The sequence below is a fragment of the Pseudomonas sp. MPR-R2A5 genome (assembly GCF_058793055.1).
This window is the reverse complement of sequence record NZ_JBXAFK010000012.1, coordinates 91837-116976: the sequence shown is the minus strand read 5'-3', so window position 1 is coordinate 116976 and position 25140 is coordinate 91837. Positions and strand designations below refer to the sequence as shown.

The window sequence follows — 25140 nt, the reverse complement described above, 5'->3', positions numbered from 1 at the left end:
CGGGCTTGCCCCGCGTTGGGGCGCGAAGCGGCCCCATTACAAGCGATGTGTTTTTAACTGACACACCGCGGTGCCTGGTTTTGGGGCTGCTTCGCAGCCCAACGCGGGGCAAGCCCGCTCGCCACAACAAGCCCGTTCGCCACAACAAGCCCGCTCGCCACAGGATGACCCGCAGGAGGCTTATTCGGCGTACGCCCACGTCATCCGAAACGACGCCCCGCCCCACTCCGAATCCAGCACTTGCACCTGGCCGCCGTGCCACTGCGATACCCGCTGCACAAGCGCCAGGCCCAGGCCGAAGCCGCCGGTGCGGCGGTCACGGCTGGCGTCGAGGCGCATGAACGGCTGGAAGATTTTTGCCCGGCCCTCCTCGGGCACGCCAGGGCCGTCGTCGCAGACCCGCACTTCGTAGCCACTGCCGAACTTGACCAGTGACACTTCCACGCGGCGGTCGGCGTAACGGATGGCGTTGCGCAGCAGGTTGATCACCGCGCGCGCCATAAAACGTGGCTCGATCTGGATAATGTCGACTTCACAGGTGCGCAGTGACAGGTGCACACCTTCCGCCTCGGCCTCCAGGGCGACGCTGCCAATCACGCTGTCGAGCCAGCTGTGGGCTTCGATATTTTCCCGGGTGACCTGGGTGGCGCCGCGCTCGAGGCTGGCGTAGGTCAGCAGCTCGGAGACCATTTCTTCCAGTTCGCCCAAGTCGGCGTACATGTCCGTGATCAGCGCGCGGCTCTGGCGCGGGTCGGCCTGTTGCCGGAGTTGGTCGAGCTCGAACGACAGGCGCGCAATCGGCGTGCGCAACTCATGGGAGACTGCGTTGGTCAGTTCGCGCTGGTTGGCGATCAGGCTTTCGATGCGTTCGGCCATCTGGTTGAAGTGCCCGGCCAGCTCGCGCACGGTGGAGCGGCGCGGCAGCAGGATGCGCGAACCGAGGTCGTTGTCACCGAAGCGCTGCGCGGCCAGGCGGATATGTTCCAGGTCGCGCCAATGGGGTCGAACCCAGAAGTACAGCACGATGGCCAGGCACACTCCGAGGAAACCATAGGCCCACAGGTACAGCCACTTGGGCTCTTCCGGCAACTTGATTTCCAGCAATTGCGAGCTACCGTCGATGGTCGCGAGAAACTCCATGAAGTCGCCGCGCACCACCAGCTGCCCCTTGTCCAAAAGCGCCTGTTCACGCTCGGTCAGGGCCTGGGTATCCTTCTGCACCAGCTTCAGGCGCAGCCCGTAATGGGGCTGCAACTCGGCCAGCCGGGCCTGGCGCGCGTCCCCTTGCAGAGGACGCAATTGCTCTACCAGTCCATACGCCGGACCCCGCACGGCTTCGCGGTTATAGGTTTCGTTGGCTTCGGGCATCAGCTCATCGAAGGTGTAGTTGACCAGCCAGATAGCCCCCGCCAGGCCCAGGGCCAGAATCACATACAGGCGCAGAAACAGGCGCAGCATCTAGACCTCCCACGCAAATGGATTGAACAGATAACCCTTGCCCCAGATGGTCTTGATGCACACCGGCTCACGCGGGTTGTCATTGAGTTTGCCGCGCAGTTTGCTGATGTACACGTCGACGCTGCGGTTCAGGCCATCGAAGGCAATGCCGCGCATGCGGTTGAGGATGTCATCGCGGGACAGGATCTTGCCGGCGTTGCTGGCCAGCAACCACAGCAATTCGAATTCCATGGTGGTGAGGTCGATCTGCTCCTCCCCCAGGCTGACTACCCGGCAACTGCGGTCAATCGACAGTCGGCCGAACTCCACGGCGCCGCGCACCGTTGGCTCCGGTGACTGGCGACGTTGCAGGGCACGCAGGCGTGCGAGCAGCACCGGCGGCTTGATCGGCTTGATCACGTAATCGTCGGCGCCGGATTCCAGGCCCAGGATATGGTCCAGGTCATCTTCCTTGGCGGTGAGGATCACGATGGGCGTGTCGGACACCGTGCGAATCTCGCGACACACATGCAGGCCGCTCTGGCCGGGCAGCATCAGGTCGAGCACGACAATCTTGGGCTTGAAGTCGAGAAACACCGCCAAGGCCAAATCGCCCCGGTGCACCACCCGCACCTCAAAGCCATGCTGCGCCAGAAAATGCGCGATCAGCCCTGCCAGCTTCTCATCGTCCTCAACGAGCAGGACCTTGCCCAGACCCAGGTTTTCCATACGTTCTCAATATGCGACGCCGATTGAAGTGCGGGCATTATAGGTGGCAAGCTGCCCGACAGCAGCGCTTGGCCCGTAGCGGGTGACCAAGCTTCATGCTTTTAAGAGTTTTTAACAAATAGCCTGCAATCTTTAACGCCATTCACAGGGAGTTGTATGCGCAAGGATTACCTGGCGTTCTTCGTTTCGCTGTTCCTGTCACGGCTGGCGGACCAGATTCTGCTGTTTATCGTGCCGCTCATCGTGTTCCAGACCACCAACAGCGTGAGCTGGGCGGGCCTGGCATTTTTTCTCGAGTCGCTACCGCGCTACCTGGCGTTCCCGGTGTGCGGGGCATTGTGCGACAAGTTCTCGCCAGTCCGCATCCTGCATATCAGCCAGGTCTACCGAGCACTGGCCTGTGTGGTCGCGGTGGCGCTGTACGGGGTGTTCGACGGCATTTACTGGATTGTGCTGCTGTCGGCGCTGTGCGGGGTGTTGACCACCCAGGGCATCATGGCGCGGGAAGTGCTGATGCCGCACATCTTCAGGCAGTACAGCTATACCAAGACGTTGTCCTATTCGCAGATTGCCGACCAGAGCGGCCTGGTGCTGGGCCCCTTGGTCGCGGCGCTGATGCTGCAAGTGTGGGCCTGGCATTGGGTGGTACTGGGGGTTGCCGGGCTGTTTGTCCTGGCAGACCTGGCGATGCTGATCTGGCAACGCCATAGCCGGGTGCACCTGGAAACCTTCGAGCAACACCAGGATATCTGGCTGCAACCGCTGCGCATTGCCTTCCGGCATATCCGCAACCTGACGCAATTGAAGCGGATCATCACCCTGGCGGTCGGCGTCAACCTGATCATCGGTGTGACGCTGGCGACTTCGGCGGCAATGGTCACGGGGCACTTTGCCGCCGACAAGGATGCCTATGCGTTGCTGCAAGCCGCGGGGGCCGTGGTGACCATCGCGATTCTGTTTTACCTGGCGCGCTGCAGCCTGCCGTTGAAGGTACTGGGTGGGTTGTCGTATTCGATGATTGCACTCGGGGCGCTGATCACCGCGCTCAGCCCCGGGCTCATGACCTACGCCGTGGGCTTCTTGCTGATCACCGGTTTCGACAAAATGTTCAACGTGTACCTGCGCAGCACCCGCCAACGCGTGATACCAGTGCAGGACTTTGGCAAGACGGTGGGCGTGCTCACCCTGCTCAACAACCTGGCCCAACCGCTGGCGGGCTTGCTGATCGCGTTGCTGGCGGCGCCCTGGGGCACGCAAACGGTGATCCTGCTGTTGACCGGGATCACCGCGCTGATCGGCATCGCCGTGGCCTCAGGCTGGCACGCCACTGTGAAAGCGGAACTCGACGTCGGGTGACTCGATCAGTGCCTGCTCGGCCGCCCGCACCCGCTCGATCACCTGGGCGATGTCCTTGGCGTCGCCATACTGGTAGGCCAGCTTCAGGTAACCCTGGTAGTGCCGCGCTTCGCTCTTGAGCAAGCCGAAGTAAAACTTGCCGAGTTCCTCGTCCAGATGCGGTACCAGGGCTTCGAAACGCTCGCAACTGCGCGCCTCGATAAACGCGCCGACCACCAGGGTATCCACCAGCTTGACCGGTTCATGGCTACGCACAACCTTGCGCAACCCGGAGGCGTAACGCCCAGCATGCAACTGGCGCAACTCGACCTTGCGCTTCTTCATCAGGCGCATCACTTGCTCGTGGTGCACCAGCTCTTCCCGGGCCAGGCGCGACATCATGTTGATCAGGTCCACATGGCCGTGGTACTTGGCGATCAGGCTCAGGGCAGTGCTGGCGGCCTTGAATTCGCAGTTCTTGTGGTCGATCAGCAGGGTGTCCTGATCGGCCAGCGCGGCCTGCACCCAGGCGTCGGGGGTGGGGCAACCGAGGAATTCGTGGATTTCGGGCAGGTTCATCGGGCTCACGGGCAAAGGGTCACAAAAGGGCGCCGATTATACCGACCACGCCGCAGACCACCAGCCACTGGCCTTGATGTGCATCAACATGACGGCTGGCGAGCAGCAACTATAGTTGTCTAACGCCCCTTTTCTGGAGATCCCGACCATGCAAGCTATCCGCAGCATCCTGGTGGTCATCGAGCCCGAGCATTCGGAAAGCCTGGCCCTCAAGCGCGCCAAGCTGATCGCCGGGGTCACCGACGCGCACCTGCACTTGCTGGTCTGCGACAGGAAACACGAGCATTCGGCGCTCTTGAGCCTGCTCAAGACCGGTTTGCAGGGTGACGGCTATAGCGTCACCACCGAGCAAGCCTGGAATGACAGCCTGCACAAAACCATCATCGACGTGCAGCAGGCCGAAGGCTGTGGGCTGGTGATCAAGCAGCACTATCCCGACAGCCCGTTGAAAAAGGCCCTGCTGACGCCCGCGGACTGGAAGCTGCTGCGCTATTGCCCGACGCCGGTCCTACTGGTCAAGACCTCGACGCCGTGGGCCGACGGCGTAATCCTCGCGGCCATCGACGTGGGCAACAGCGATGTCGAACACCGCGCACTGCACCACTCGATCATTGACCACGGTTTTGATATCGCCAGCCTGGCCAAGGCCCAACTGCATGTGATCAGCGCCCATCCGTCGCCCATGCTGTCGGCGGCGGATCCGACCTTCCAGCTCAAGGAAACCATCGAGGCGCGCTATCGCGAGCAATGCCAGGCGTTCCAGGCCGAATTCGACGTGGATGACGCGCACCTTCATATCAAGGAAGGCCCGGCAGATGTGCTGATCCCGCATACGGCGCACGCGCTCCAGGCCGCGGTGACGATCATCGGCACTGTCGCACGCACCGGGATTTCCGGAGCGCTGATCGGCAACACCGCCGAAGTGGTGCTGGATGCGCTGGAGAGTGACGTGCTGGTGCTCAAGCCGCAGGCGTTGATGGATCAGCTGGAAGAACTCGCAACCACGGCCTGACGCTGATCCTCGAAGGCAACCGAGATCCAATGTGGGAGGGGGCAAGCCCTAATGCCGTTCAGTTAAGGCTTTTTTGTAGGAGCGAGCTTGCTCGCGAAGAACTTACAGGCGCCGCGTTCATTCAGGAAACACGCGTTATCGTTGACGTTTTTCGCGAGCAAGCTCGCTCCTACAGAAGGCGATGTACGCTTAACTGAATGGCATTAGGGCAAGCCCCCTCCCACATTTGGATTTGTGTTGTCAGTCGGCGAACGCATCCCTCAGGAACGCCGGCGCGATATAGCGCTGGTAGTGCGCCTCGGACAGGATGAAGAACTCACGGTCGATGGCATCGCGCAGCTCTGGGAGCGCCCAGTCGCGAAACTCCGGCAGCACCACCATGCCATAAGCCTCCAGGTTGTTGATCACCCGCGCCCCACGGGCAATCAACTGGTACGCCCAGCAGTACTCGGACTGGTGCGGCACAAAGCGAATCTTGCGTTGCTCCAGTTGCCCACGCAGGGTCTTGGGGTCGAAAACCTCCAGCTTGCCGGCCATCACCTGTACCAGCAGCTGCTCAAGCCTTAGCCATACCGCGCGTTTTTGCTCTTCGTTATACCCATTCCATTGGATCACTTCGTGGTGGAAGCGCTTGCAGCCGCGGCACACGAGATCGCCGTAAACCGTTGAGCACAGGCCTACGCAGGGGGTCTTGATGGTTTGATTGGACATGGGTGGCAACACACAAATCAGCGAAACAGTGCGCCATGTTAGCCCTTTGTCTAAGGTTGATCACCCAGCAAACTTAGTCAGGCAACTTACCTTTAGAAATTTTTTGCCGTAGAATCATCCGGCCTTGTAAGGCGCCAAACAATCCGCTGGAAGCTGTTTTCAAAGCGTCACGAGCACAGTCGTTCCTTCAGAACGGTGTTGGCGATGGTGATTACCCGGTAGGTAGTCCCAGCGCCAACCCTCATCAGCTCCGTTCTGCAGGCGTAAAACTTTGAAAGCAGCTTCTGTGAGGAATGCCGGCAGCGCTGGCTTTGCGGCCCAAAAAGCCCCCGAGCGCATGCGTGCCGTTCATTTCTGGATGAGCGTCCCGTGGGACCACTGATGAGGGTAATAACTGTGCTTGAAGCCTACCGCAAACATATCGAAGAGCGTGCAGCACTGGGTATCGTTCCCCAGCCGCTTAACGCCGAACAAACCGCAGGCCTGGTCGAGCTGCTGAAGAATCCTCCGGCTGGCGAAGAAGAACTCCTCGTTGACCTGATCACCAACCGCATTCCACCAGGCGTTGACGAAGCTGCCTACGTCAAGGCCGGTTTCCTGTCTGCCCTGGCCAAGGGCGAAGCCACTTCTCCCCTGATCGACAAGAAACGCGCTGTTGAACTGCTCGGCACCATGCAAGGCGGCTACAACATCGTGACGTTGGTCGAGCTGCTGGACGACGCCGAGCTGGCACCTGTCGCCGCCGCCCAACTCAAGCACACCCTGCTGATGTTCGATGCGTTCCACGACGTGGCCGAGAAAGCCCGCAACGGCAACGAACACGCCAAAGCCGTGATCCAGTCCTGGGCCGACGGCGAGTGGTTCAAGAACCGCCCGACCCTGGCCGACAAGATCAGCCTGCGCGTATTCAAGGTCACCGGCGAAACCAACACCGACGACCTGTCCCCTGCCCCGGACGCCTGGTCCCGCCCTGATATCCCGCTGCACGCCCTGGCCATGCTGAAAATGGCGCGCGAAGGCATTGTGCCGGACGAACAAGGCAAGACCGGCCCGATGAAGCAGATCGAAGAAATGCGCGGCCAAGGCTTCCCGATCGCCTACGTCGGTGACGTGGTCGGTACCGGTTCTTCGCGTAAATCCGCGACCAACTCGGTACTGTGGTTCTTCGGCGACGACGTTCCTTACGTGCCGAACAAGCGCGCCGGCGGCTTCTGCTTCGGCAGCAAGATCGCTCCAATCTTCTACAACACCATGGAAGATGCCGGCGCACTGCCGATCGAATTCGACGTCACCAACATGAACATGGGCGACGTGATCGACCTGTACCCGCATGCTGGCAAAGTCTGCAAACACGGCACCGACGAAGTCCTGACCACCTTCGAAATGAAGACCCCGGTCCTGTTGGACGAAGTTCGCGCCGGCGGCCGTATCCCGCTGATCATCGGCCGTGGCCTGACCGACAAGGCTCGCGCCGAGCTGGGTCTGGGCCCTACCGACCTGTTCAAGCTGCCTGAAGCACCGGTCGACACTGGCAAGGGTTTCACCCTGGCCCAGAAAATGGTCGGCAAGGCGTGCGGCCTGCCGGAAGGCAAAGGCGTTCGCCCAGGGACTTACTGCGAACCGAAGATGACCACCGTGGGTTCCCAGGACACCACCGGTCCGATGACCCGTGACGAACTGAAAGACCTGGCGTGCCTGGGCTTCTCGACCGACCTGGTGATGCAGTCCTTCTGCCACACCGCGGCTTATCCAAAGCCGATCGACGTGACCACCCACCACACCCTGCCTGACTTCATCATGACCCGTGGCGGTGTATCGCTGCGTCCAGGCGACGGCATCATCCACAGCTGGCTGAACCGCATGCTGCTGCCGGATACCGTCGGCACCGGTGGTGACTCCCACACCCGTTTCCCGATGGGCATCTCGTTCCCGGCCGGTTCCGGTCTGGTCGCGTTCGCCGCAGCCACTGGCGTTATGCCACTGGACATGCCGGAATCGATCCTGGTGCGCTTCAAAGGCAAAATGAAACCTGGCATCACCCTGCGTGACCTGGTTCATGCCATTCCTTACTACGCGATCCAGGCTGGCCTGCTGACCGTAGAGAAGAAAGGCAAGAAAAACGCCTTCTCCGGCCGCATCCTGGAAATCGAAGGCCTGAACGACCTGACGCTGGAGCAGGCTTTCGAGCTGTCCGACGCCTCGGCCGAACGTTCGGCTGCCGGTTGCACCATCAAGCTGTCGAAAGAATCCGTCACCGAGTACCTGAACTCCAACATCACCCTGCTGCGCTGGATGATCGGTGAAGGCTACGGCGACGCACGCACCCTGGAACGTCGCGCCCAAGCGATGGAAGCCTGGGTTGCCAACCCGGAACTGATGGAAGCCGATGCCGACGCGGAATACGCCGAAGTCATCGAGATCGACCTGGCCGAAATCAACGAGCCGATCCTCTGCGCACCGAACGACCCGGACGACGCCCGTCTGTTGTCCAGCGTTGCCGGCGAGAAGATCGACGAAGTGTTCATCGGTTCGTGCATGACCAACATCGGTCACTTCCGTGCTGCCGGTAAGCTGCTGGAGCAGGTCAAGGGTCAGCTGCCAACTCGTCTGTGGCTGTCGCCGCCGACCAAGATGGACGCTCACCAGCTGACCGAAGAAGGCTACTACGGCATCTACGGCAAGGCTGGCGCGCGCATGGAAATGCCGGGCTGCTCGCTGTGCATGGGTAACCAGGCACGTGTAGAGCCGAACTCGACCGTCGTATCGACCTCCACCCGCAACTTCCCGAACCGTCTGGGTGATGGCGCGAACGTCTACCTGGCGTCGGCTGAGCTGGCGGCAGTGGCCTCCACCCTCGGTCGCCTGCCGACCGTCGAAGAGTACATGGGCTACGCAGCGAAACTGGACACCATGGCCAGTGACGTCTACCGCTACCTGAACTTCGACCAGATCGCCGAGTTCCGCAAAATCGCAGCAAGCGCCAACATCCCGGTGATTCAAGCCTAAGGTGTGTTGATGTAAAGGACGCCGCGTATCGCAAGGTACGCGGCGTTTTTTTGTGCCTGGAATACTGTGGGAGGGGGCTCGCCCCCTCCCACACTACGCGCAAGCCCTCCCACACCATGCCTGCGTCACGCGTTGCTCGCCTCACGCGCCAACTGCACCGCGTCGTCGACACTCAAGCCGCTGAGCAGTACATGCGGCGCCAACGCTTCAGGCAGTACCTGCAACACCTCGCGGGCATCATGCCGCACACGGGCCAGCACCAGGCGCTTGCCCTCCCCCCGCACCTGGGCAAAAAACACCGCCAGCGCTTCGATACTGGTGCCATCGAGGTCGGGCGACTCTTCCAGGCTCAGTACCACCGCCTGAACGGGTGCCTGGCGCATCAGGCGCAAGGCCGCCCCCAGGATGCGCTCGGCGTTCGCGAAAAACAGCGCTTCACTGGGCCGCACGATCAGCACGCCTGGCACTTCCACAGCATCGGCATGGTGCTGGCGATCGACAAAATCATGACTGTCACCCAGGCGCCCGAGCACCTGGATGTCCGCTGAGGACATCTGGCGCAACATCAACATCACGCTGATCGCCACGGCGAGCAACAAGCCATCCAGCACACCCAACACCAGCACTGCCGTCACCGCGCAGACCACCAGCAAGCGATCGCGTCGCCACAGGAAATAGCGCCCCAGGGGCTGCAGACTCAAACCACGCCCCAAGGCATAGATGACTACCGCCGCGAGCACCGGCTCCGGCGTCAGCGCCACATACGGCAGCACCGTCAGCACGATCACCAATATCACCAGCGCCGCAACGATCCCCGCGAACCGTGAATAGGCGCCGGCCGCCTCATTGGCCGATGTCGCCGAATACCCGGCCCCCGCCGGCATGCCGTGGAACAACCCCGACACCAGGTTGGCCGCCCCCAGCGCCAGCAAATCACGGTTGGATGACACTCGGTCGCCATGCTTGAGGGCGAATGAACTGATGGAGCCGTAGGACTCTGCGTACAAAATCATCACCAAGGCAAATGCCAGTTCGCCCAGGCGCAACCAGTCGGCAAACGGCAGTACCGGCAAATGCCCGAGTTCCAGGCGCAGGTCGATCATGCCGATCAGCGCCACGCCCTGGGCCTGCAGGCCCAGTAACTGCCCGGCCACGATGCCCAGCACCACGACCACCAGGCCACCGGGCACCCGTGGCAAGCGTGCGCACAGCCGCAACACCAGCAACGCCGCCGCCGCCACCAGCGCGGCGGGCCAGTTCCAGCGTGGCAACTGTTCGAGCAGTTGCGGCAGGAAGCGGATCAGGTTGTTATCGGTGAGATGGACGCCCACCACATTGGCCACTTGCTTGAGGATGATGGTCAACGCCAGGCCGAAGGCAAAGCCGCGCAACACCGGCTTGGCGATGAACGAGGTGACGCCGCCGAGCTTGAACAGCCCGGCCAGGAGAAAAAATACCCCAATGATCAGCACCAGCCCAAAGGCCAGGGAAAGCCTCAGCGCCGGGTCGTCACCGGCCAGGCTGGCCGTGGCCGCCGCCAGCACCGCCGCCGACGATGAGGTGGCCGAGACAATCGCAAAGCGGCTGCTGCCAAACAGGCCGTAGCACACCAGCCCGGCAAACAAGGCAATCACCCCGGCCTGGGGTGGCAGTGCGGCAATGCTGGAATAGGCCACCGCTTCCGGCAGCAGCAAACCGGCAATGGATAAGCCGGCGAGAATGTCCTGGGTGCGATTCGGCGGTATGACAACGGGCGTCTCGGTTGCAGTTTTCAAGCGGCCCCACTCCTCCTGGCAAAAACGTGCTCCAGCTTAGCGCTCATTGGCGTGTCGTGGTTGAGCCCCGTCAGGTTTTGCACGCGCAAAAAAAAGCCGATTCGCGGTGTGCGCGAATCGACCTTGTGGGGTACAGCCGGGTGTCAGGACAGCAGCGAGTAAATCAGCGCGGTAATCGCCACCAGGCCGACGGCCGTGACGAATACGTTGGACGCCTGCCCACGGTACTTGGCCATGGCCGGCACCTTGCGGATCGCATACATCGGCATCAGGAACAGGATCGACGCAATGATCGGCCCCCCCAGGGTCTCGATCATGCCGAGGATGCTGGGGTTGAGCGTGGCCACCATCCAGCACACCACCAGCATGAAGGCGGCGGTCATGCGGTCCAGGGTCTTGGCTGCAGGGCGGCGGCCGCTCTTGACCACCAGGCCTTTCAAGCCTTCGCTGGCACCGATGTAGTGGCCCAGGAACGACTTGGCAATCGCCACGAACGCAATCAACGGCGCCGCGAAGGCGATGGTCGGGTTGTCGAAGTGGTTGGCCAGGTACGACAGGATCGACAGGTTTTGTGCCTTCGCTTCAGCCAGCTGTGCCGGCGACAGGGTCAGCACGCAGCTGAACACGAAAAACAGCACCATCACCACCATCAACAGGTGCGCACGGGACAGGATCTGCGAGCTGCGCTCATCGGCATGGGCGCCGTACTGGCGCTTCTGGTCCACCGCAAAGGCCGAGATGATCGGCGAGTGGTTGAACGAGAACACCATCACCGGAATCGCCAGCCACAGGGTATTGAGCAAAGCCGACGGTGCCGGGACCACGCTTGCCGTGCTGAGAATGCCGCCGGTCCAATGGGGGATCAGGTACACCGCCAGGAACAGCAAGGCGACGATAAACGGATACACCATCAGGCTCATGGCCTTGACGATCACCTGCTCACCGCAGCGAACCACTGCCAGCAGGCCGAGGATCAGCACGAATGCCAGGATCGCCCGGGGCGGCGGCATGATGTGCAACTGGTGCTCCATGAAACTGCTGACGGTGTTGGTCAACGCCACGCTGTAGATCAGCAGGATCGGGAAAATTGCGAAGAAGTACAGCAAGGTGATCAGGGCACCGGCCTTGACGCCGAAGTGCTCTTCGACCACATCGGTAATGTCGGAGCCTTCGCGGCCGGACAAGACGAAACGGGTCAGGCCACGGTGGGCAAAGAACGTCATCGGGAAGGCCAGCAGCGCCAGGATCACCAGCGGCCAGAAGCCCCCCAGGCCCGCGTTGATCGGCAAGAACAAGGTGCCGGCGCCAATGGCGGTGCCGAACAGACCGAGCATCCAAGTGGTGTCCTGGTGGCTCCAGTTTGTGAGGGTTGCAGGTGTCGTTGCATAGCGTTCGTCGACGCTATTGGCCTGATCATTCATCCGGTCGGATCTCCGCATTTCCACAGCCGGGACGAGTCAGAAAAACCTGACAGGCAGCGCCCCAGCCATAACAGGGGCGCGATTGTCCGGGATTCTCCTGAAGAAGCAAAGACTTAGCTGAGGAACGGTTATGCGACGCAGACGCGCAGGGGCGGCTACAGGCGGCGGTTTTAAAGGGCTCTGGCGTGACGCAGGATAATCCGGCCGTGCACAATTCTATTGGGGCCACATACCTGTCTTGTGAATGAGCGTCGCACGGCAGCAGCCTGGCGCACGCAATGACTGCCCGTTGACAGCCCCACGTCCATCCCAGCATGATCGGGGCATGAACCTGACTCAGCAATGCCTCACCCGTACCACCACCACGACCGCTCAAGGCGGGTCGTGCGGTTGCCGTGGGTGCTTGAACTAGCCACACACAGAATCAACCCAAGGCCCCGCCAGCAATGGACGGGGCCTTTTTATTGCTCCGTCCTCCGGCCACCACCAGGAGCACTACAATGACTGACGCCCTACTGATCATCGATATGCAAACCGGCTTGTACGATGGCCCGGACAAACCCTTCGAGCGCGAACGCGTACTGGGCACCATCAACCACCTGATCCAAGCCGCCCGCAATGCCGGCGCTCCGATCTTCGTGGCCCGCCACACCGGCCCTGCGGGCTCCCCCATCGAAGCGGGCAGCCCGCCTTGGCAGGTATGGCCCGCGCTGGATGTCGATGAAGCGCGCGACCACCTGTTCAATAAAACCCGCCCCAGTTGCTTCCTGGGCACGGACCTGGCGCAGCAACTGCACGCTGCACAGGTCAATCAACTGGTGATCGTGGGGATGAAAACCCAGTTCTGTATCGACACCACCTGCCGGGTGGCGGCAGAACTGGGGTTCTCGGTGCTACTGCCCGAAGACGGACATACCTGCATGGACACCCCGACACTGTCGGCCCAGGAAATCATCGAGCATCACAATGCAACGTTGGCGGGGGCATTTGTAAAACGGGTGAGAGCGATCGAGATAGCGTTCTGACAATACAAACCCTATAGGAGCGAGCTTGCTTGCGACAATCGTAAACGCTATCACGCGAAACCTGACGGCCCCTCCCACCAGGTTTTTCGCGAACAAGCTCGCGCCTACAGTAATTTTTCCATCCAGACAAAACGCGCCGTCCTGCAAATCCCGCATACTCATGCCCTCAAACCCTTCAGGAAGAGCCTTCCGATGACCACCACTGTTCTGGTTCTGGTTGAAACCATCAACGAATACCTGCAAATCATCGAGAGCAACGACTTTCATGTGATCCTGGCACCGACGCCCGCCGAACGCGCCCAGGCCATCAAGACCCACGGCGGGCAGATCAAGGCCGTGCTGACCCGTGGCCCGCTGGGGCTGTATGCCGAGGAAATCGCCGCGCTGCCGTTGCTGGAGATCATTTGCGTGATCGGCGCCGGCTACGAACACGTGGACCTGCAGGCGGCGAGCAACCGCGGGATTGTGGTCACCAACGGTGCCGGGGTGAACGCACCGTCGGTGGCCGACCACGCCATGGCCTTGCTGCTGTCGCTGGTGCGCGGCATTCCGCAGACGGACGCGGCGGTGCGGCGCAGTGAATGGCCCAAGGTGATGCGCCCTTCCCTGGGCGGCAAGCAACTGGGCATTCTCGGGCTCGGCGCCGTGGGCCTGGAGATCGCCAAGCGTGCCGCCCTGGGGTTCGACATGCAGGTGAGTTACCACAATCGCCAGCCGCGCGATGACGTGGACTACACCTACTGCGCCAGCGCGGTGGAACTGGCGCGCACCTCGGACTTCCTGATCCTGGCCACACCCGGTGGCGCCGGAACTCGCCATCTGATCGATCGCATCGCCTTGGATGCGCTGGGCCCCAACGGCTACCTGGTCAATGTCGGGCGTGGCAGTGTGGTGGTGACCGCCGATCTGATTGCCGCCCTTGAACAGCGCCGTATCGGCGGCGCGGCACTGGACGTCTTCGACGATGAACCCAAGGTCCCGGATGCCCTCAAGCGCCTCGGCAATACCGTGCTGACCTCCCACGTGGCCGGCCTGTCGCCGGAAGCGGCCCACGACACCGTGCAGCGGGTGGCTGACAACCTGGTGGAATTCTTCGCCGGCCGACCGGTACTGACGCCAGTGACCTTGCCGCCGCCCAATAAATGACCGATCAGGCACGCTGATCATCATCCAACACGCTAACCTATTAAGCCGCCCCGACCTTGTCGTTGGGCGGCTGTGCGCATTAGATTAGGAAATAGTCCAAGGCCTTTAGAATAAGCAGAAGGGATAAGCATGGCGCTGAACGACCAATCGACCCAGATTCGCCCAGGCGAAGAACTTGATGCCAGCCTGATCGATCCCTACCTCAAGGCCCACATCCCTGGCCTGAGCGGCACGCCCACCATCAGTCAGTTCCCCGGCGGTGCGTCCAACCTGACCTATCTGCTGGAATACCCTGGCCAGGAATTCGTCCTGCGTCGCCCGCCCTTCGGCCACAAGGCCAAGTCCGCCCACGACATGGGCCGTGAATACCGCATTCTCAACCAGCTCAAGGATGGCTTCCCGTATTGCCCCAAGGCCTACGTGCATTGCACCGACGAGTCGGTGATCGGCGCCGAGTTCTACGTGATGGAGCGTGTCAACGGCATCATCCTGCGCTCTGAGCTGCCGGCCGAGCTGGGCCTGGACGCGACCAAGACCGAAGCCTTGTGCAAAAGCTTTATCGACAAGTTCGTCGAGCTGCACCAGGTGGACTACGCCGCCTGTGGCCTGGCCGACCTGGGCAAGCCCGAAGGCTATGTGGCGCGGCAGATTCGTGGCTGGAGCGACCGCTATGAAAAAGCCCTGACCCCCGACGCTCCGCGCTGGGAGGCCGTGCGCGCCTGGCTTAACGACAAGATGCCGGCCGACCACCCGACCTCCAGCATCGTGCACAACGACTACCGCTTCGATAACGTGATCCTCGACCCGCACAACCCGATGCAGATCATCGGCGTGCTGGATTGGGAACTGACCACCCTGGGCGACCCGTTGATGGACCTGGGCAACACCCTCGCCTACTGGATCGAAGCCGCCGACCCGGCGCCCGTGCAACGGATGCGCCGCCAGCCGAGTAACGCCCCCGGCATGCTCACCCGTCGCCAGTTTGTCGACTACTACGCCGAGCGCTCGGGCCTTGAGATCGACAACTTCGACTTCTACTACACCTACGGCCTGTTCCGCCTCGCCGGCATCGTGCAGCAGATCTACTACCGTTTTTTCCACGGCCAGACCCAGGACAAACGCTTTGCGCAATTCATCCAAATGAACACGCTGCTGGAGCAGATGAGCCTGAATGTCATCGGCAAATCCGCGCTCTGATCGCCTATAACAAGGAGTCCCCATGTCCAAGACCCACCTGTTCGACCTCGATGGCAAGATTGCTTTTGTGTCCGGCGCCAGCCGTGGCATCGGTGAAGCCATCGCCAAGTTGTTGGCCCAGCAAGGCGCCCATGTGATTGTGTCCAGCCGCAAGCTCGAAGGCTGCCAGCACGTGGCGGACGCGATCATCGCCGACGGCGGCAAGGCCACCGCAGTCGCCTGCCACATTGGCGAAATGGAGCAGATCACCCAGGTGTTCGCCGGCATCCGCGAGCAGTTCGGGCGCCTGGACATCCTGGTCAACAACGCCGCGACCAACCCGCAGTTCTGCAACGTACTGGACACCGACCTCGGGGCCTTCCAGAAGACCGTTGACGTGAACATTCGCGGCTACTTCTTCATGTCGGTGGAAGCCGGCAAGCTGATGCGCGAGAACGGCGGCGGCAGCATCATCAACGTGGCCTCGATCAACGGCATTTCGCCGGGCGTGTTCCAGGGCATCTACTCGGTAACCAAGGCCGCCGTGATCAACATGACCAAGGTGTTCGCCAAGGAATGCGCCGAATTCGGCATTCGCTGCAACGCCCTGCTACCGGGCCTGACCGATACCAAGTTCGCCTCGGCGCTGGTGAAGAACGACGCCATCCTGAAAATGGCCCTGGCGCAGATCCCGCTCAAGCGCGTGGCCGACCCAAGCGAGATGGCCGGCGCCGTGCTGTACCTGGCCAGCGATGCGTCGAGCTACACCACCGGTGTGTCGCTGAATGTGGATGGCGGCTTCCTGTCCTGAACACATGCCTGGGAACAAGGGCGCTTGCTCCCAGGCATACCGGCACGGCTAGAAGTCCACGGGGCTCATGTCAATCTTGAACATGACAAGTTTGCCATCCTTGGACGTCGCACCTAATAACTTGAATAACTGGCCACGCCTCAACGCGTCGGAAACGCGCTTGGCCGCCAGCGTATCGGGTTGGGATAACGCCAGTACTTGCCGCACCCAACTGTCGGTCATTTGACGTGAGCTTGTCGTCCCTCCCAGGCTGACACTGGCAAGCTCGCCGGTAGGGGTATAACTGACATGCTTGGCTTCCAGAATGTAGATATCGCCTGCCGGGCCTTCAAACACCCGATCAAAGCCATTCTGCCCGCCTCCGTAGGTTCCGCCTGGAAGCACCGTATAGCCATCTTCCGTCAACCGGGCCTCATACATCGCTTCATTCACTTCGCCCTTGCGCCTATTGTCCCGGGCAGCGTCTTTTTCCTGCCATATCTTCAGTAAGCTCTCTTCGACCAACGACCGTCGTCTATCGGGATAATGCAGTTGCATCGCTCGGCTGATACGCGCCACATTGAAGTTACCGTCTTTTGAGCACGTGACCGTGCCCAAACCTTGAAACGCATCGAATATCGGCATCCCCGGAGGCAATGGGCGGCGGTTTTCCAAGGCGCTGCAGATGGAAGCCAGACAGTCATACGGGTAACCATTGCGCCAGATATAGGCATCGATCAGCGCCCCTTTTTGCGCCGTTGGCGCACTGCGGATAGCCGGCTCGCAAAACCCGACTATTTGACGCAAGTAGCCCTGCATATAGCGATAAACCCACTGGTCGATACTGCTATTCCTCAGATCGACCGCCCCCACATGCCCGGCATAACCTTTGATATTCCGGACCGATTGAAAAAGATCCGAGAGTTGATCAACAGCCAGCATCGGCACCCAGCTATCGGGCGCGCCACCCATTTCAATTAAAATCTCTGCCCTGCCATGACCGCCTGCATCTACCACCTTCCAACGCAGCCATGCGCTATCGAAGTTCACTGTGCAAAAGCCTGTGCCCACCGGCAAATAATGTCGGTTGTCGTTTAACCTGAACAAGCCATCCAGTTCGATACGCCCGGCGCTTACCAGATTGCCTCCCGCCCCCACAGAAAACAGATGGGGTCGCGCATTCGGCACAGCACCTGATGGGTTGCCAAAATTGGCATCCATAAAATATTGCTCAGCCCCGATCATGAAGGCTCTCTTGCCGGGGAACGTCAGGGTGTCGGCGGGGGCCGGACTCACCGGCAACGTGTAGAGCCCCAGATTCCATACCGGATCAATACGCAGGGTCGCCGACAAGCTCACAGGGCTCGGTGTGGCGGTAAGCGAGGAAGACGAAGCACTGTGGCTCAATGACGATGCCGATGAGCTATGACTGAGGCTCGGGGAAGAAGAAGACGAACTGGCCGCAGAATGACTGCGCCAGGTGTTCGTCTGCGGCACCCGGTGAAGTGCAGGACCTCGTGGCAAGCGTGAATCCGGCGCTCTTTCACGCCATTCCCCGGTCTGCGGATCACGCACCGCCAGAACGGTCGTCCCGTCATCCAGGTTCAGGTAACTGCGCGATTCATATTCACGCAATCCAGTCGCTGGATCAGGTGCGGGTATGGGGTCACCGTCGGGGGCAAAAATAGCGTCTCGGGTTACGGCGGGGGTCGTCGGCAGATCGGTAATGCGCTGATAAGTCGCGCTCGGAACAGCTGCGGCTGGCCTGTTGCGCACGGGTATTGCTTCAGGCGGCAGGGGCCCGCCAGCGAAGTCAACGACAGGAAACGCAGTACGCGCACTGGGTGCCGCGCCACTGGGTCGATCGACCGGGCGCCCTGCTACCGGTTGCACGGAAGGGGAAGTAAATTGCTTCATAGAATGTCCTTAGACTATGTTGTTCAGCCGCCCGGAAGAACCACCTCGGCAGCTTATGGATTCAAGTTGAAACAGCCAGCTCATCACTGGATACCTGCCGATGCCTGTCAGCGTCCAATCTCCAGCAATCAGCCATGACGTCGTAATAAACAGTGCCCGTTGTCCCATCGGCCATGCCGATGCCCGTCACGTTAACGCGTGGCGTAAACACTGCGGCTCTTTGTCGGCAGTGACGCAAGGCCTTCAACAGTTGCGCAATCGAACTATTGCCCGAAGCGGCGACCCTGGCGAGATACACCTTGCCAAGGTCCAGCCTGACGTCGAAACGTCCGCCGTCCTTTGAATGAATCCGGATGTTTTCCAAGGGAACGTCGGGGTCGTCATACTTGGGGACCCTAATCGACACGCTGCCCACCTTGATGTGGCCAGGGCTGACAACAATGCTGTCGAGCTGAATATCTTCCGCCAGCGCTGTACAAAAGAAGTCCCAGGTCGATGCATCGGACTCTTTACTCAGCGCCTGCGGTGTCGATAGTTCAACGGTCGCCCAGGACGTCAGATAGATTTCGTATACCCCGCCCCGTCCGCATAGCACACAGGTTGCCAGCTGAGGCGCCGCGCCCAGGTGCACCCGTTGTGAGTGAGCGGTCAGATTTATGCTTTTAGGCGTGCGCGGCCTCAAGAACGGGTAATGCCCGTGCCTCAGGTTCAACGAAGCCATTCCGTCCTTGATTCTATAACCTGGAGTGGCGAAATCACCGACGTAAGACTGCACCGGCGGTAATAGCCGGTACGAAACACCATCACGCATCACCACGACGAACTCAGCCTTCAACTTCAAGGCTGACGCTTGCAATGAACCGCCCACGCTCGTCCACGTCGCTGAGGATTGCGCCGCGTATTCGTCCAGATAAAGCGTGCGGCCATCAGCCCACTCAAACTTTATCTTCGCGCCCGTGTAATCCAGGTAGTCGAAGTTGCTCACGCGTCGCGTGGCCACATGATAGGTGGTATACACCCCTGCCAATTCCTGGTTGTCATAGTCCACATACACACAGCATCGGTCCTGCTCCTGGCTTGCATGGGCATCAATGGCCGTCATCCCGTGGCCGCGACTGACAAAGTAACTGGACGTGCCTGCCGCCAAGGCAACCGACTGACCGGGGCCCAGAATAATCGGGGAGATCCTGGGTCCGGGAGGCGCCAGCACTTCCATGCTCACTTGCGGCTCCCCGGTCGGTTCCAACGCTTCAGGCAACAAGGGCGTTATTCGATAGCCGTCCTGCGTGAGAAAGCTGAAAAGTTCGTTGACCAGATGGCGTTTACCCTCACGCAGCGTGTAGACATTTTCGATTCCGACACAAGGGCCTGGCAGTTCACCGTCCAGCCCCAGGGTAGACTCCACCTTCAGAGCGTTGCCCGAGATCCACCAGCGTTGAATCCGGCTGAAGGGCCAGTTGAGCATGATGAGGCTCCGCTGCTGGCCGTCCTCCTCGATGACGACATCCTTGGCGCTCTCAAGAATCTCGAAGTAGTCGGCGCCTGGACCGCCATTCACCCTGGCACTGCCCCGCTGTATCAACAACTGGTCGTCTCCGGCCATTGCGTGGGCCTTGTCGTGCTCCCCCTTCAAGACAATACGGTTGGCCTCGTTACTGCCGGTAATCACGCTGGAAGCGCCGGCAAGGGACGCAACATTCTCAATGCTCCACAACCCCATGCACTTGAGACCGTCTCGGCCATTGTCGGTCATCAATGTCACGCTGCCCGCCCCCAGGTTGACGTTGAAGCCTGCTGCACGCGGCCATGTCGACTCGCCGAGAAAGCTCAGGGTGTCAGCCCCGGTACCGCCCACCAACACCGAGATCGGCACCCGCCCTTCTGCGCCAGAAAAAGTATCCGGCGGTACCTCGAACATGAATTCGTCGTCCTGGCTGCCGCCCACCAGGTACTTGCGGCCACCGCTGTAGCGAAAGTGGTTCGGGCGGGTGGGCACCCCCAACACCGTGTCATCCCCGCCACCCAGCAGCCAGAGCACACCTTTTTCGGGCCCCTTCGTCCCCCAGGTGGCCTCGGGCAATAAATCGACGGCCCCTTCCTTGGTCGCATCGAAGTGGTCATCCACCTCGTGGATGACCGGTTCACGGACCAACGTGTGGGGGGCCTCACCCGCCTGCTCATCCCATTGATGTTTCCAGTGCCGTATCGTCTGCAGGTGGACCTCGAACGTGCCATTGACGATGGCCTGCACACTGTTCTTCATCTCACCGCCAAGCAATGCCCTGGCTTGGGCCTTGAGGCTTTCTGCGTATACAGTGCGCGCGCGGCTGGTCGTGTAGCGATCGAGTACGCCTTCATCCAAGTCAATACCGGTAAACGCGAACCAGCCGCTGCGCAGGCGCTCATGGGTGCTCAACTCGATGTAATCATCGATATCATCCACCACCCGGCACGCGGCATAAATCCGGGTACCGACAATCAGCACCGCTGCGGCGATAAGGCCTACGGGCCCGGTCGCGCTGAAGCCGGCCAACGCCGAGACGCCCAGTGCAAGACTGAGGGTTGCGCTGACGAGACTGAAACCGGCCTCGACGTAGAGATCCTGCGCCTGTTTGCCTTCTGCTTTCAGCGCGTTTGAAAGCGCAATGCCCGCCTGGGCAAGGTCAAACGGCACGGTCAATACCGAGGCGATCAATCCAGCACCACGGCGTAACAGCAATCCCGCGCGTGATGCACAGAACCCGCGATAAACCGTATGGCCGGCGCTCATCATTTTCTGGCCGATACGCTCCAGCGCCAACTCCACGCCGAGGGACGTCATTTCTGCGGAAAAGGCGCTGCCCTCGAACAACAGCTCGCCCGCATCCCCCGTTCTGAGCGCTTCGCCTATTCCTCGAATGGCACTGTAAAAACCGTAGAGCTGCAGCCCGGCTCCCAAGGTTTGGGCACTCCCGCTTCTAAGCTTATCGGCCCAGCCGGGCAGGCTTTCCATGGCACCCACGTCGTTGAGGTTGACGTCCTGTACCCGCCGCAGCAGTCGATCGAGCTTGACAATCGCCCCGTCCGAAACATCAGGCGTGCTCAACATAGCGGGCGCCCAATCCGAACGTAATGACGCCAGTTCAAACAGTGCGGCGGTGGCCTGGTCACAGGTTGCACTGCTGGCGGACGCCAGATAGTCCTTAAGGTGCACAGCAGAAAACGTGATCTGATCGATCAATGCCTGATCAGCTTCCTTGACACGATACCGCGCCACGTCAAGGTCCGCGCCCTCCACGCGCGCGCCCATATTATCCAGGGCCACGCGGCCAACCGAGATCTCACCGATACGCATCGATCCCCATGCTGCATCCAGATCCATCAAGGTCTTTTGACGCAGCTGTAAGGCAGACGCGCCTTCGTCCTGCAATTCTTCCATTACGGTACTCCAGTCACTGACGAAGAACGCTTCGTCGTTATCAACGCGAACACCCTGTGCGCGCACTGCGTCGATACTGAAGTGTTGAGGCATGAACCTGAGGTGTATACGTAGAGCGCTGGTGAATATCCCGATCAAGCGTTCGGCGGTTGCTGGCGAAAACTCACCGCCAGGCGGTTCCAGCCACTGATGCTGGATACCGCCATGGTCAGGTCCACCAGTTCCTGCTCGCTGAACTCCACGCGCACGGCGCTGAAGAGTTCGTCTGAAACACTGGAAGTCGGCAGCATCGCCACCGATTCGCACCAGGCCAATGCCGCCTTCTCCCGCGGCGTAAAGAACGGCGAGTCACGCCATACGCACAGCGCGAACAAACGTCGCTCCGTCTCGCCGCGCTGACGCGCCGCCATCGAATGCATATCGGTGCAAAAGCCGCAGTGGTTGAGCTGCGAAACGCGGATCTTGATGAGTTCCAGCAGCGGCCGCTCGATGGACAGGCCAAAGGTGTTCGCCTCCAGCAGCAACATACCCTTGAGCGCTTGTGGTGACGCGGTGTAGTAGTCCAGACGGGATTCCATGGGGCAGTTCTCGGGCAATGACACCTCAGCCTAGAACCCTCACGGTATAAGCCCTATAGCCAATTCGACGGTTTACCCAGGGACCATTTTGAGCGCGCCTCGCGAGCGAGTAACCTTGGCACAGAACCAAGACCCCGGGATGAAACATGGAACTGCACGTCATCATCAATGGCCGCAAGGATCTGGCCGAACAGCTGTACCAGCAGTTGCACGAAGCCATTGTCTCCGGCCGCCTGGCCGCCGGCGCGCAACTGCCGCCCAGCCGCTTGCTCGCCGAACAACTGGGGGTATCACGCAAGACCGTATCCGACACCTACGCCACCCTGACCTACGAAGGCCTGCTGGTCGGCAAGACTGGCCGCGGCACCTTCGTCAACGCCCGTACGCCGCAGACCGAGCGCCTGCAAACCGCTACCGACCTGGCCTGCGCCGCCAACCTGAAAAAGTGGCAGTCACTGCCTTCGCCCATGCGCCACCCCACTCGCGACAGCACGTTGCGCTGTGAGTTTATCGGCGGCGCCACCAGCCGCAACCAATTCCCCCAGGATGAATGGCGGCGTTGCACCCAGGACGCGTTGCGGCGCATCGCCCAGGACAGCGGGTTCTACAGCCAGCCCGAAGGGTTGCCGGCCCTGCGCAGCGCCATTGCCGGGCATATCGCGTTTTCCCGTGGGGTCAAATGCCGCGACAGCGACATCGTGGTCACCAACGGTGCGCAACAGGCGTTGGACCTGATCGCCCGTGTGGTGCTGGAACCGGGCAGCATCGTCGCCATGGAAGACCCCGGCTACAGCCCCGCGCGCCAATTGTTCATGGCGATGGGGGCCTTGGTTATTGGCGTTCCCGTCGATGAACACGGCATCCAGGTCGACCGGATCCCCGATGGCACGCGACTGATCTATGTCACGCCGTCGCACCAATTCCCACTCGGCATGCCCATGAGCCTGGCACGTCGCGAAGCCTTGCTGGCCCGCGCATTCGAGCTGGGGGCGATCATCATCGAGGATGACTACGACAGCGAGTTCCGCTACGAAGGCCGCCCCACCGATTCCCTGCAAAGCCTGGACACCCGTGGCGTGGTCACCTACGTCGGCACCTTCTCCAAAACCCTGCTGCCCGAGCTGCGCCTGGGTTATGCGGTGCTGCCCCCGGCGATCTACGGTGCGGTGCTCAAGGCCAAGCAATTGACCGACCAGCACAGCTCCACATTGCCGCAATGGGCGCTGGCCAAGTTCATCAGCGAAGGCTATTTGCTCAAGCATATTCGCCGCTGCCACACCGTATATGCCGGGCGCCGCGAGCGCATCTTGCAGCGCCTGGCGGGCGACCTTGCGCCGTGGTTCGAAGCGGTGCCCACCGTGGCCGGCTTTCATATGGCGGCGTTGTGCAAGGTGCCGGTGGATATCCCCTTGCTGATGGCATTGGCGCGCCAGGTCGAAGTGGGCCTCTATCCGCTGAATGTGTTCTTCCATGACACACCGATTCGCCAGGGCTTGATCATTGGTTTCGGCGCCATCGAAATCCTCGACATCGACCCGGCGCTGGATAAGGTGCGCGATATCCTCCAGCAGATTGGCTAAGGGGTTTTCCACCGGATTGGTCATTGGTCGCACGAAAATCCCGGCGTACGGTGGGCAGGTCTCGAACTTCTCGGAAACGTCGCCATGAAACGCCTGCTCGCCACCACCCTGATGCTCGCCTCGCTCAGCGCCTTTGCCCACGAGCCCGTGTACAACCAGGAATCGATCAAGGTCCTGCAAGAACACGCGCTGACCAATGTGCCCGGCAAGAAAACCCTCATGCTCACCGTGGACTACGCCCCCGGCCAAGCCACCGTGCCCCATAGCCACACGGGCACAGCCGTGGCCTACGTGCTCGAAGGCGCGATCACTTCGCGGGTCAATGATGAGAAAGCGAAAACCTACAAGGTCGGCGAATCGTTCTACGAGCCGGCCGGCTCGCGACACTTTGAATCCAGCAATGCCAGCCAGACCCAGCCGGCCAAGTTGCTGGTGGTGATAGTGCTGGACGACAAGGCCGAAGTGCTGACCCCTCTTCCAAAATAATCAGCCGCACCCCCAATCAGAAGTTTGGGTGGGGTGCTGAATGTGGGAGGGGGCTTGCCCCCGATGGCGGTGGGTCAGTTAACAAATAAGTGACTGACACTCCCTCATCGGGGGCAAGCCGAATCGTCGCACCGCCCCTCCCACATTTTTTAACTGCGGTTTGTCTGTGGCTCACGGGCGTTTGAACTGGCGGCGCAATTCTTCGATCTTTGGGCGGCACGCACACCCATCAAGGTGATCGTTGACCATCCCCATCGCCTGCATCAGCGCATACATCGTGGTCGGGCCCACAAACGTCCAGCCGCGTTTCTTCAAGGCCTTGGATAAGCGCACCGAGGCGGGTGAAGTCGGATTGCCGGTCCAGTAGGCCAGGTCCACCACTGCCGGACGCTCTTCAGGGCCGGGTTCGAACGCCCACAACCACTGCGCCAGCGAGCCGGTCTCGTCAACCAGCTCACACGCCCGGCGTGCATTGTTGATCGTGGAAACGATCTTCGCCCGATTACGCACGATGCCCGGATCTTGCATCAAGCGCTCGATATCCGCCGCGCCGTACTGCGCCACCCGGCGAAAATCAAAGCCCTCGAACGCCACCCGAAACTGCTCACGCTTGCGCAGGATGGTGATCCACGCCATGCCCGCCTGAAAGCCTTCCAGGCAAATCTTCTCGTACAGCTGAACATCATCCGCCACCGGCACGCCCCACTCGCGGTCGTGGTATCGAGGGTATTCCGGCGCCGCCGTGCGCCAGGTGCAGTAGACCTGTCCGGTCTCATCGGTGCTCAGTCCTGGTGTATCCATCCATCACCTCACATGCCAGGTCGCGGATGATAAGCGAAAAAATTTCCACGCGGCCAACCGCTCAAGCGCCGCCCTCCACGACCAACTGGTCAGACCGGGACCTGTCAACCGACGAAGAATGACTTGTTATTTCAAAAATACCTGGCCTAGACTGGCGACGCACTGGACTTACCGGTATGACCACAACAATTAAGCCCTGGAACCACCGGGGCACCGAA

Annotated in this window: 19 protein-coding genes; 9 read left to right on the top strand and 10 right to left on the bottom strand. The window is 61.0% G+C overall.

Going from position 1 to position 25140, the window contains the following annotated elements:
* Window positions 1-180 precede the first annotated feature (180 nt).
* Both AC1Q6I_RS11775 and AC1Q6I_RS11770 read right to left on the bottom strand, forming a co-directional pair.
* Window positions 181-1458: an ATP-binding protein gene (locus AC1Q6I_RS11775; protein WP_024075885.1), complete on the bottom strand. Its 1278-nt coding sequence runs from the start codon at window positions 1456-1458 to the stop codon at window positions 181-183.
* Window positions 1459-2166: a winged helix-turn-helix domain-containing protein gene (locus AC1Q6I_RS11770; RefSeq protein WP_069076301.1), complete on the bottom strand. Its 708-nt coding sequence runs from the start codon at window positions 2164-2166 to the stop codon at window positions 1459-1461.
* A gap of 156 nt (window positions 2167-2322) precedes the next feature.
* Between AC1Q6I_RS11770 and AC1Q6I_RS11765 the strand changes: the two genes are divergently transcribed.
* The gene (locus AC1Q6I_RS11765; RefSeq protein ID WP_102624342.1) at window positions 2323-3522 is read left to right on the top strand and encodes an MFS transporter; all 1200 of its coding nucleotides are present in this window, start codon (window positions 2323-2325) and stop codon (window positions 3520-3522) included.
* On the opposite strand, the gene AC1Q6I_RS11760 is transcribed toward AC1Q6I_RS11765, so the two are convergent.
* Complete coding sequence (locus AC1Q6I_RS11760; protein WP_024075888.1) at window positions 3478-4080, bottom strand: MiaE family protein; 603 nt, start codon at window positions 4078-4080, stop codon at window positions 3478-3480. The two genes, AC1Q6I_RS11765 and AC1Q6I_RS11760, sit on opposite strands and share 45 nt — an antisense overlap.
* A 148-nt stretch (window positions 4081-4228) precedes the next feature.
* On the opposite strand from AC1Q6I_RS11760, the gene AC1Q6I_RS11755 reads away from it, so the two are divergent.
* Window positions 4229-5092 carry a universal stress protein gene (locus tag AC1Q6I_RS11755; protein WP_024075889.1) on the top strand — a complete coding sequence of 288 codons (864 nt, stop codon included), beginning with the start codon at window positions 4229-4231 and terminating at the stop codon, window positions 5090-5092.
* A 240-nt stretch (window positions 5093-5332) separates the two neighbouring features.
* Here the strand turns inward: AC1Q6I_RS11755 and AC1Q6I_RS11750 are convergent, their stop codons facing one another.
* On the bottom strand, window positions 5333-5803 hold the full coding sequence (locus tag AC1Q6I_RS11750) for a DUF1289 domain-containing protein (protein ID WP_102624343.1): 471 nt from the start codon (window positions 5801-5803) through the stop codon (window positions 5333-5335).
* Window positions 5804-6199: 396 nt separating this feature from the next.
* Between AC1Q6I_RS11750 and acnB the strand changes: the two genes are divergently transcribed.
* Window positions 6200-8809, top strand: a complete 2610-nt coding sequence (gene acnB / locus AC1Q6I_RS11745; RefSeq protein ID WP_069076303.1) for a bifunctional aconitate hydratase 2/2-methylisocitrate dehydratase — start codon at window positions 6200-6202, stop codon at window positions 8807-8809.
* A gap of 125 nt (window positions 8810-8934) precedes the next feature.
* Here acnB and AC1Q6I_RS11740 read toward each other — a convergent pair whose 3' ends face one another.
* Together AC1Q6I_RS11740 and AC1Q6I_RS11735 are read right to left on the bottom strand one after the other, a co-directional pair.
* Entirely contained in the window at window positions 8935-10584 is a 1650-nt protein-coding gene (locus AC1Q6I_RS11740) for a SulP family inorganic anion transporter (protein ID WP_102624344.1), read from the bottom strand.
* Between the two features lie 143 nt (window positions 10585-10727).
* Complete coding sequence (locus AC1Q6I_RS11735) at window positions 10728-12005, bottom strand: serine/threonine transporter (protein ID WP_024075893.1); 1278 nt, start codon at window positions 12003-12005, stop codon at window positions 10728-10730.
* Window positions 12006-12505: 500 nt separating this feature from the next.
* On the opposite strand from AC1Q6I_RS11735, the gene AC1Q6I_RS11730 reads away from it, so the two are divergent.
* The 4 genes from AC1Q6I_RS11730 to AC1Q6I_RS11715 all read left to right on the top strand — a co-directional run bounded on the left by AC1Q6I_RS11730 (window position 12506) and on the right by AC1Q6I_RS11715 (window position 16163).
* Window positions 12506-13030: a cysteine hydrolase family protein gene (locus AC1Q6I_RS11730; RefSeq protein ID WP_102624345.1), complete on the top strand. Its 525-nt coding sequence runs from the start codon at window positions 12506-12508 to the stop codon at window positions 13028-13030.
* A 192-nt stretch (window positions 13031-13222) separates the two neighbouring features.
* Entirely contained in the window at window positions 13223-14176 is a 954-nt protein-coding gene (locus AC1Q6I_RS11725; RefSeq protein ID WP_069076306.1) for a 2-hydroxyacid dehydrogenase, read from the top strand.
* Between the two features lie 129 nt (window positions 14177-14305).
* Window positions 14306-15373, top strand: a complete 1068-nt coding sequence (locus tag AC1Q6I_RS11720) for a phosphotransferase family protein (protein WP_102624346.1) — start codon at window positions 14306-14308, stop codon at window positions 15371-15373.
* 22 nt (window positions 15374-15395) lie between these two features.
* Window positions 15396-16163, top strand: a complete 768-nt coding sequence (locus AC1Q6I_RS11715; RefSeq protein ID WP_024075896.1) for an SDR family oxidoreductase — start codon at window positions 15396-15398, stop codon at window positions 16161-16163.
* 48 nt (window positions 16164-16211) lie between these two features.
* Here the strand turns inward: AC1Q6I_RS11715 and AC1Q6I_RS11710 are convergent, their stop codons facing one another.
* The 3 genes from AC1Q6I_RS11710 to AC1Q6I_RS11700 form a co-directional block, all read right to left on the bottom strand.
* Window positions 16212-17777 carry a hypothetical protein gene (locus AC1Q6I_RS11710; protein WP_146015771.1) on the bottom strand — a complete coding sequence of 522 codons (1566 nt, stop codon included), beginning with the start codon at window positions 17775-17777 and terminating at the stop codon, window positions 16212-16214.
* Window positions 17778-18120: 343 nt separating this feature from the next.
* Window positions 18121-21477, bottom strand: coding sequence for a hypothetical protein (locus AC1Q6I_RS11705; protein ID WP_102624348.1), 3357 nt, complete (start codon window positions 21475-21477; stop codon window positions 18121-18123).
* Between the two features lie 134 nt (window positions 21478-21611).
* Window positions 21612-22055, bottom strand: coding sequence for a carboxymuconolactone decarboxylase family protein (locus tag AC1Q6I_RS11700; RefSeq protein WP_024075899.1), 444 nt, complete (start codon window positions 22053-22055; stop codon window positions 21612-21614).
* A 146-nt stretch (window positions 22056-22201) separates the two neighbouring features.
* On the opposite strand from AC1Q6I_RS11700, the gene pdxR reads away from it, so the two are divergent.
* Together pdxR and AC1Q6I_RS11690 are read left to right on the top strand one after the other, a co-directional pair.
* Window positions 22202-23635, top strand: a complete 1434-nt coding sequence (gene pdxR / locus AC1Q6I_RS11695; RefSeq protein WP_102624349.1) for a MocR-like pyridoxine biosynthesis transcription factor PdxR — start codon at window positions 22202-22204, stop codon at window positions 23633-23635.
* An 84-nt stretch (window positions 23636-23719) separates the two neighbouring features.
* Window positions 23720-24121: a cupin domain-containing protein gene (locus AC1Q6I_RS11690; protein WP_024075901.1), complete on the top strand. Its 402-nt coding sequence runs from the start codon at window positions 23720-23722 to the stop codon at window positions 24119-24121.
* Window positions 24122-24292: 171 nt separating this feature from the next.
* On the opposite strand, the gene AC1Q6I_RS11685 is transcribed toward AC1Q6I_RS11690, so the two are convergent.
* Complete coding sequence (locus AC1Q6I_RS11685; protein ID WP_102624351.1) at window positions 24293-24922, bottom strand: DNA-3-methyladenine glycosylase I; 630 nt, start codon at window positions 24920-24922, stop codon at window positions 24293-24295.
* Window positions 24923-25140 lie beyond the last annotated feature (218 nt).

Excerpts from the sequence above, each read along its gene's own strand:
- AC1Q6I_RS11690 (WP_024075901.1), top strand. The coding sequence starts at position 23,720 with ATGAAACGCCTGCTCGCCACCACCCTGATGCTCGCCTCGCTCAGCGCC.
- pdxR (WP_102624349.1), top strand. The coding sequence starts at position 22,202 with ATGGAACTGCACGTCATCATCAATGGCCGCAAGGATCTGGCCGAACAG.
- AC1Q6I_RS11765 (WP_102624342.1), top strand. The coding sequence starts at position 2,323 with ATGCGCAAGGATTACCTGGCGTTCTTCGTTTCGCTGTTCCTGTCACGG.
- AC1Q6I_RS11705 (WP_102624348.1), bottom strand. The coding sequence starts at position 21,477 with ATGGAAGAATTGCAGGACGAAGGCGCGTCTGCCTTACAGCTGCGTCAA.
- AC1Q6I_RS11775 (WP_024075885.1), bottom strand. The coding sequence starts at position 1,458 with ATGCTGCGCCTGTTTCTGCGCCTGTATGTGATTCTGGCCCTGGGCCTG.
- AC1Q6I_RS11770 (WP_069076301.1), bottom strand. The coding sequence starts at position 2,166 with ATGGAAAACCTGGGTCTGGGCAAGGTCCTGCTCGTTGAGGACGATGAG.
- AC1Q6I_RS11715 (WP_024075896.1), top strand. The coding sequence starts at position 15,396 with ATGTCCAAGACCCACCTGTTCGACCTCGATGGCAAGATTGCTTTTGTG.
- AC1Q6I_RS11730 (WP_102624345.1), top strand. The coding sequence starts at position 12,506 with ATGACTGACGCCCTACTGATCATCGATATGCAAACCGGCTTGTACGAT.
- AC1Q6I_RS11735 (WP_024075893.1), bottom strand. The coding sequence starts at position 12,005 with ATGAATGATCAGGCCAATAGCGTCGACGAACGCTATGCAACGACACCT.
- AC1Q6I_RS11750 (WP_102624343.1), bottom strand. The coding sequence starts at position 5,803 with ATGTCCAATCAAACCATCAAGACCCCCTGCGTAGGCCTGTGCTCAACG.
- AC1Q6I_RS11685 (WP_102624351.1), bottom strand. The coding sequence starts at position 24,922 with ATGGATACACCAGGACTGAGCACCGATGAGACCGGACAGGTCTACTGC.
- AC1Q6I_RS11725 (WP_069076306.1), top strand. The coding sequence starts at position 13,223 with ATGACCACCACTGTTCTGGTTCTGGTTGAAACCATCAACGAATACCTG.
- AC1Q6I_RS11760 (WP_024075888.1), bottom strand. The coding sequence starts at position 4,080 with ATGAACCTGCCCGAAATCCACGAATTCCTCGGTTGCCCCACCCCCGAC.
- AC1Q6I_RS11755 (WP_024075889.1), top strand. The coding sequence starts at position 4,229 with ATGCAAGCTATCCGCAGCATCCTGGTGGTCATCGAGCCCGAGCATTCG.
- AC1Q6I_RS11720 (WP_102624346.1), top strand. The coding sequence starts at position 14,306 with ATGGCGCTGAACGACCAATCGACCCAGATTCGCCCAGGCGAAGAACTT.
- AC1Q6I_RS11700 (WP_024075899.1), bottom strand. The coding sequence starts at position 22,055 with ATGGAATCCCGTCTGGACTACTACACCGCGTCACCACAAGCGCTCAAG.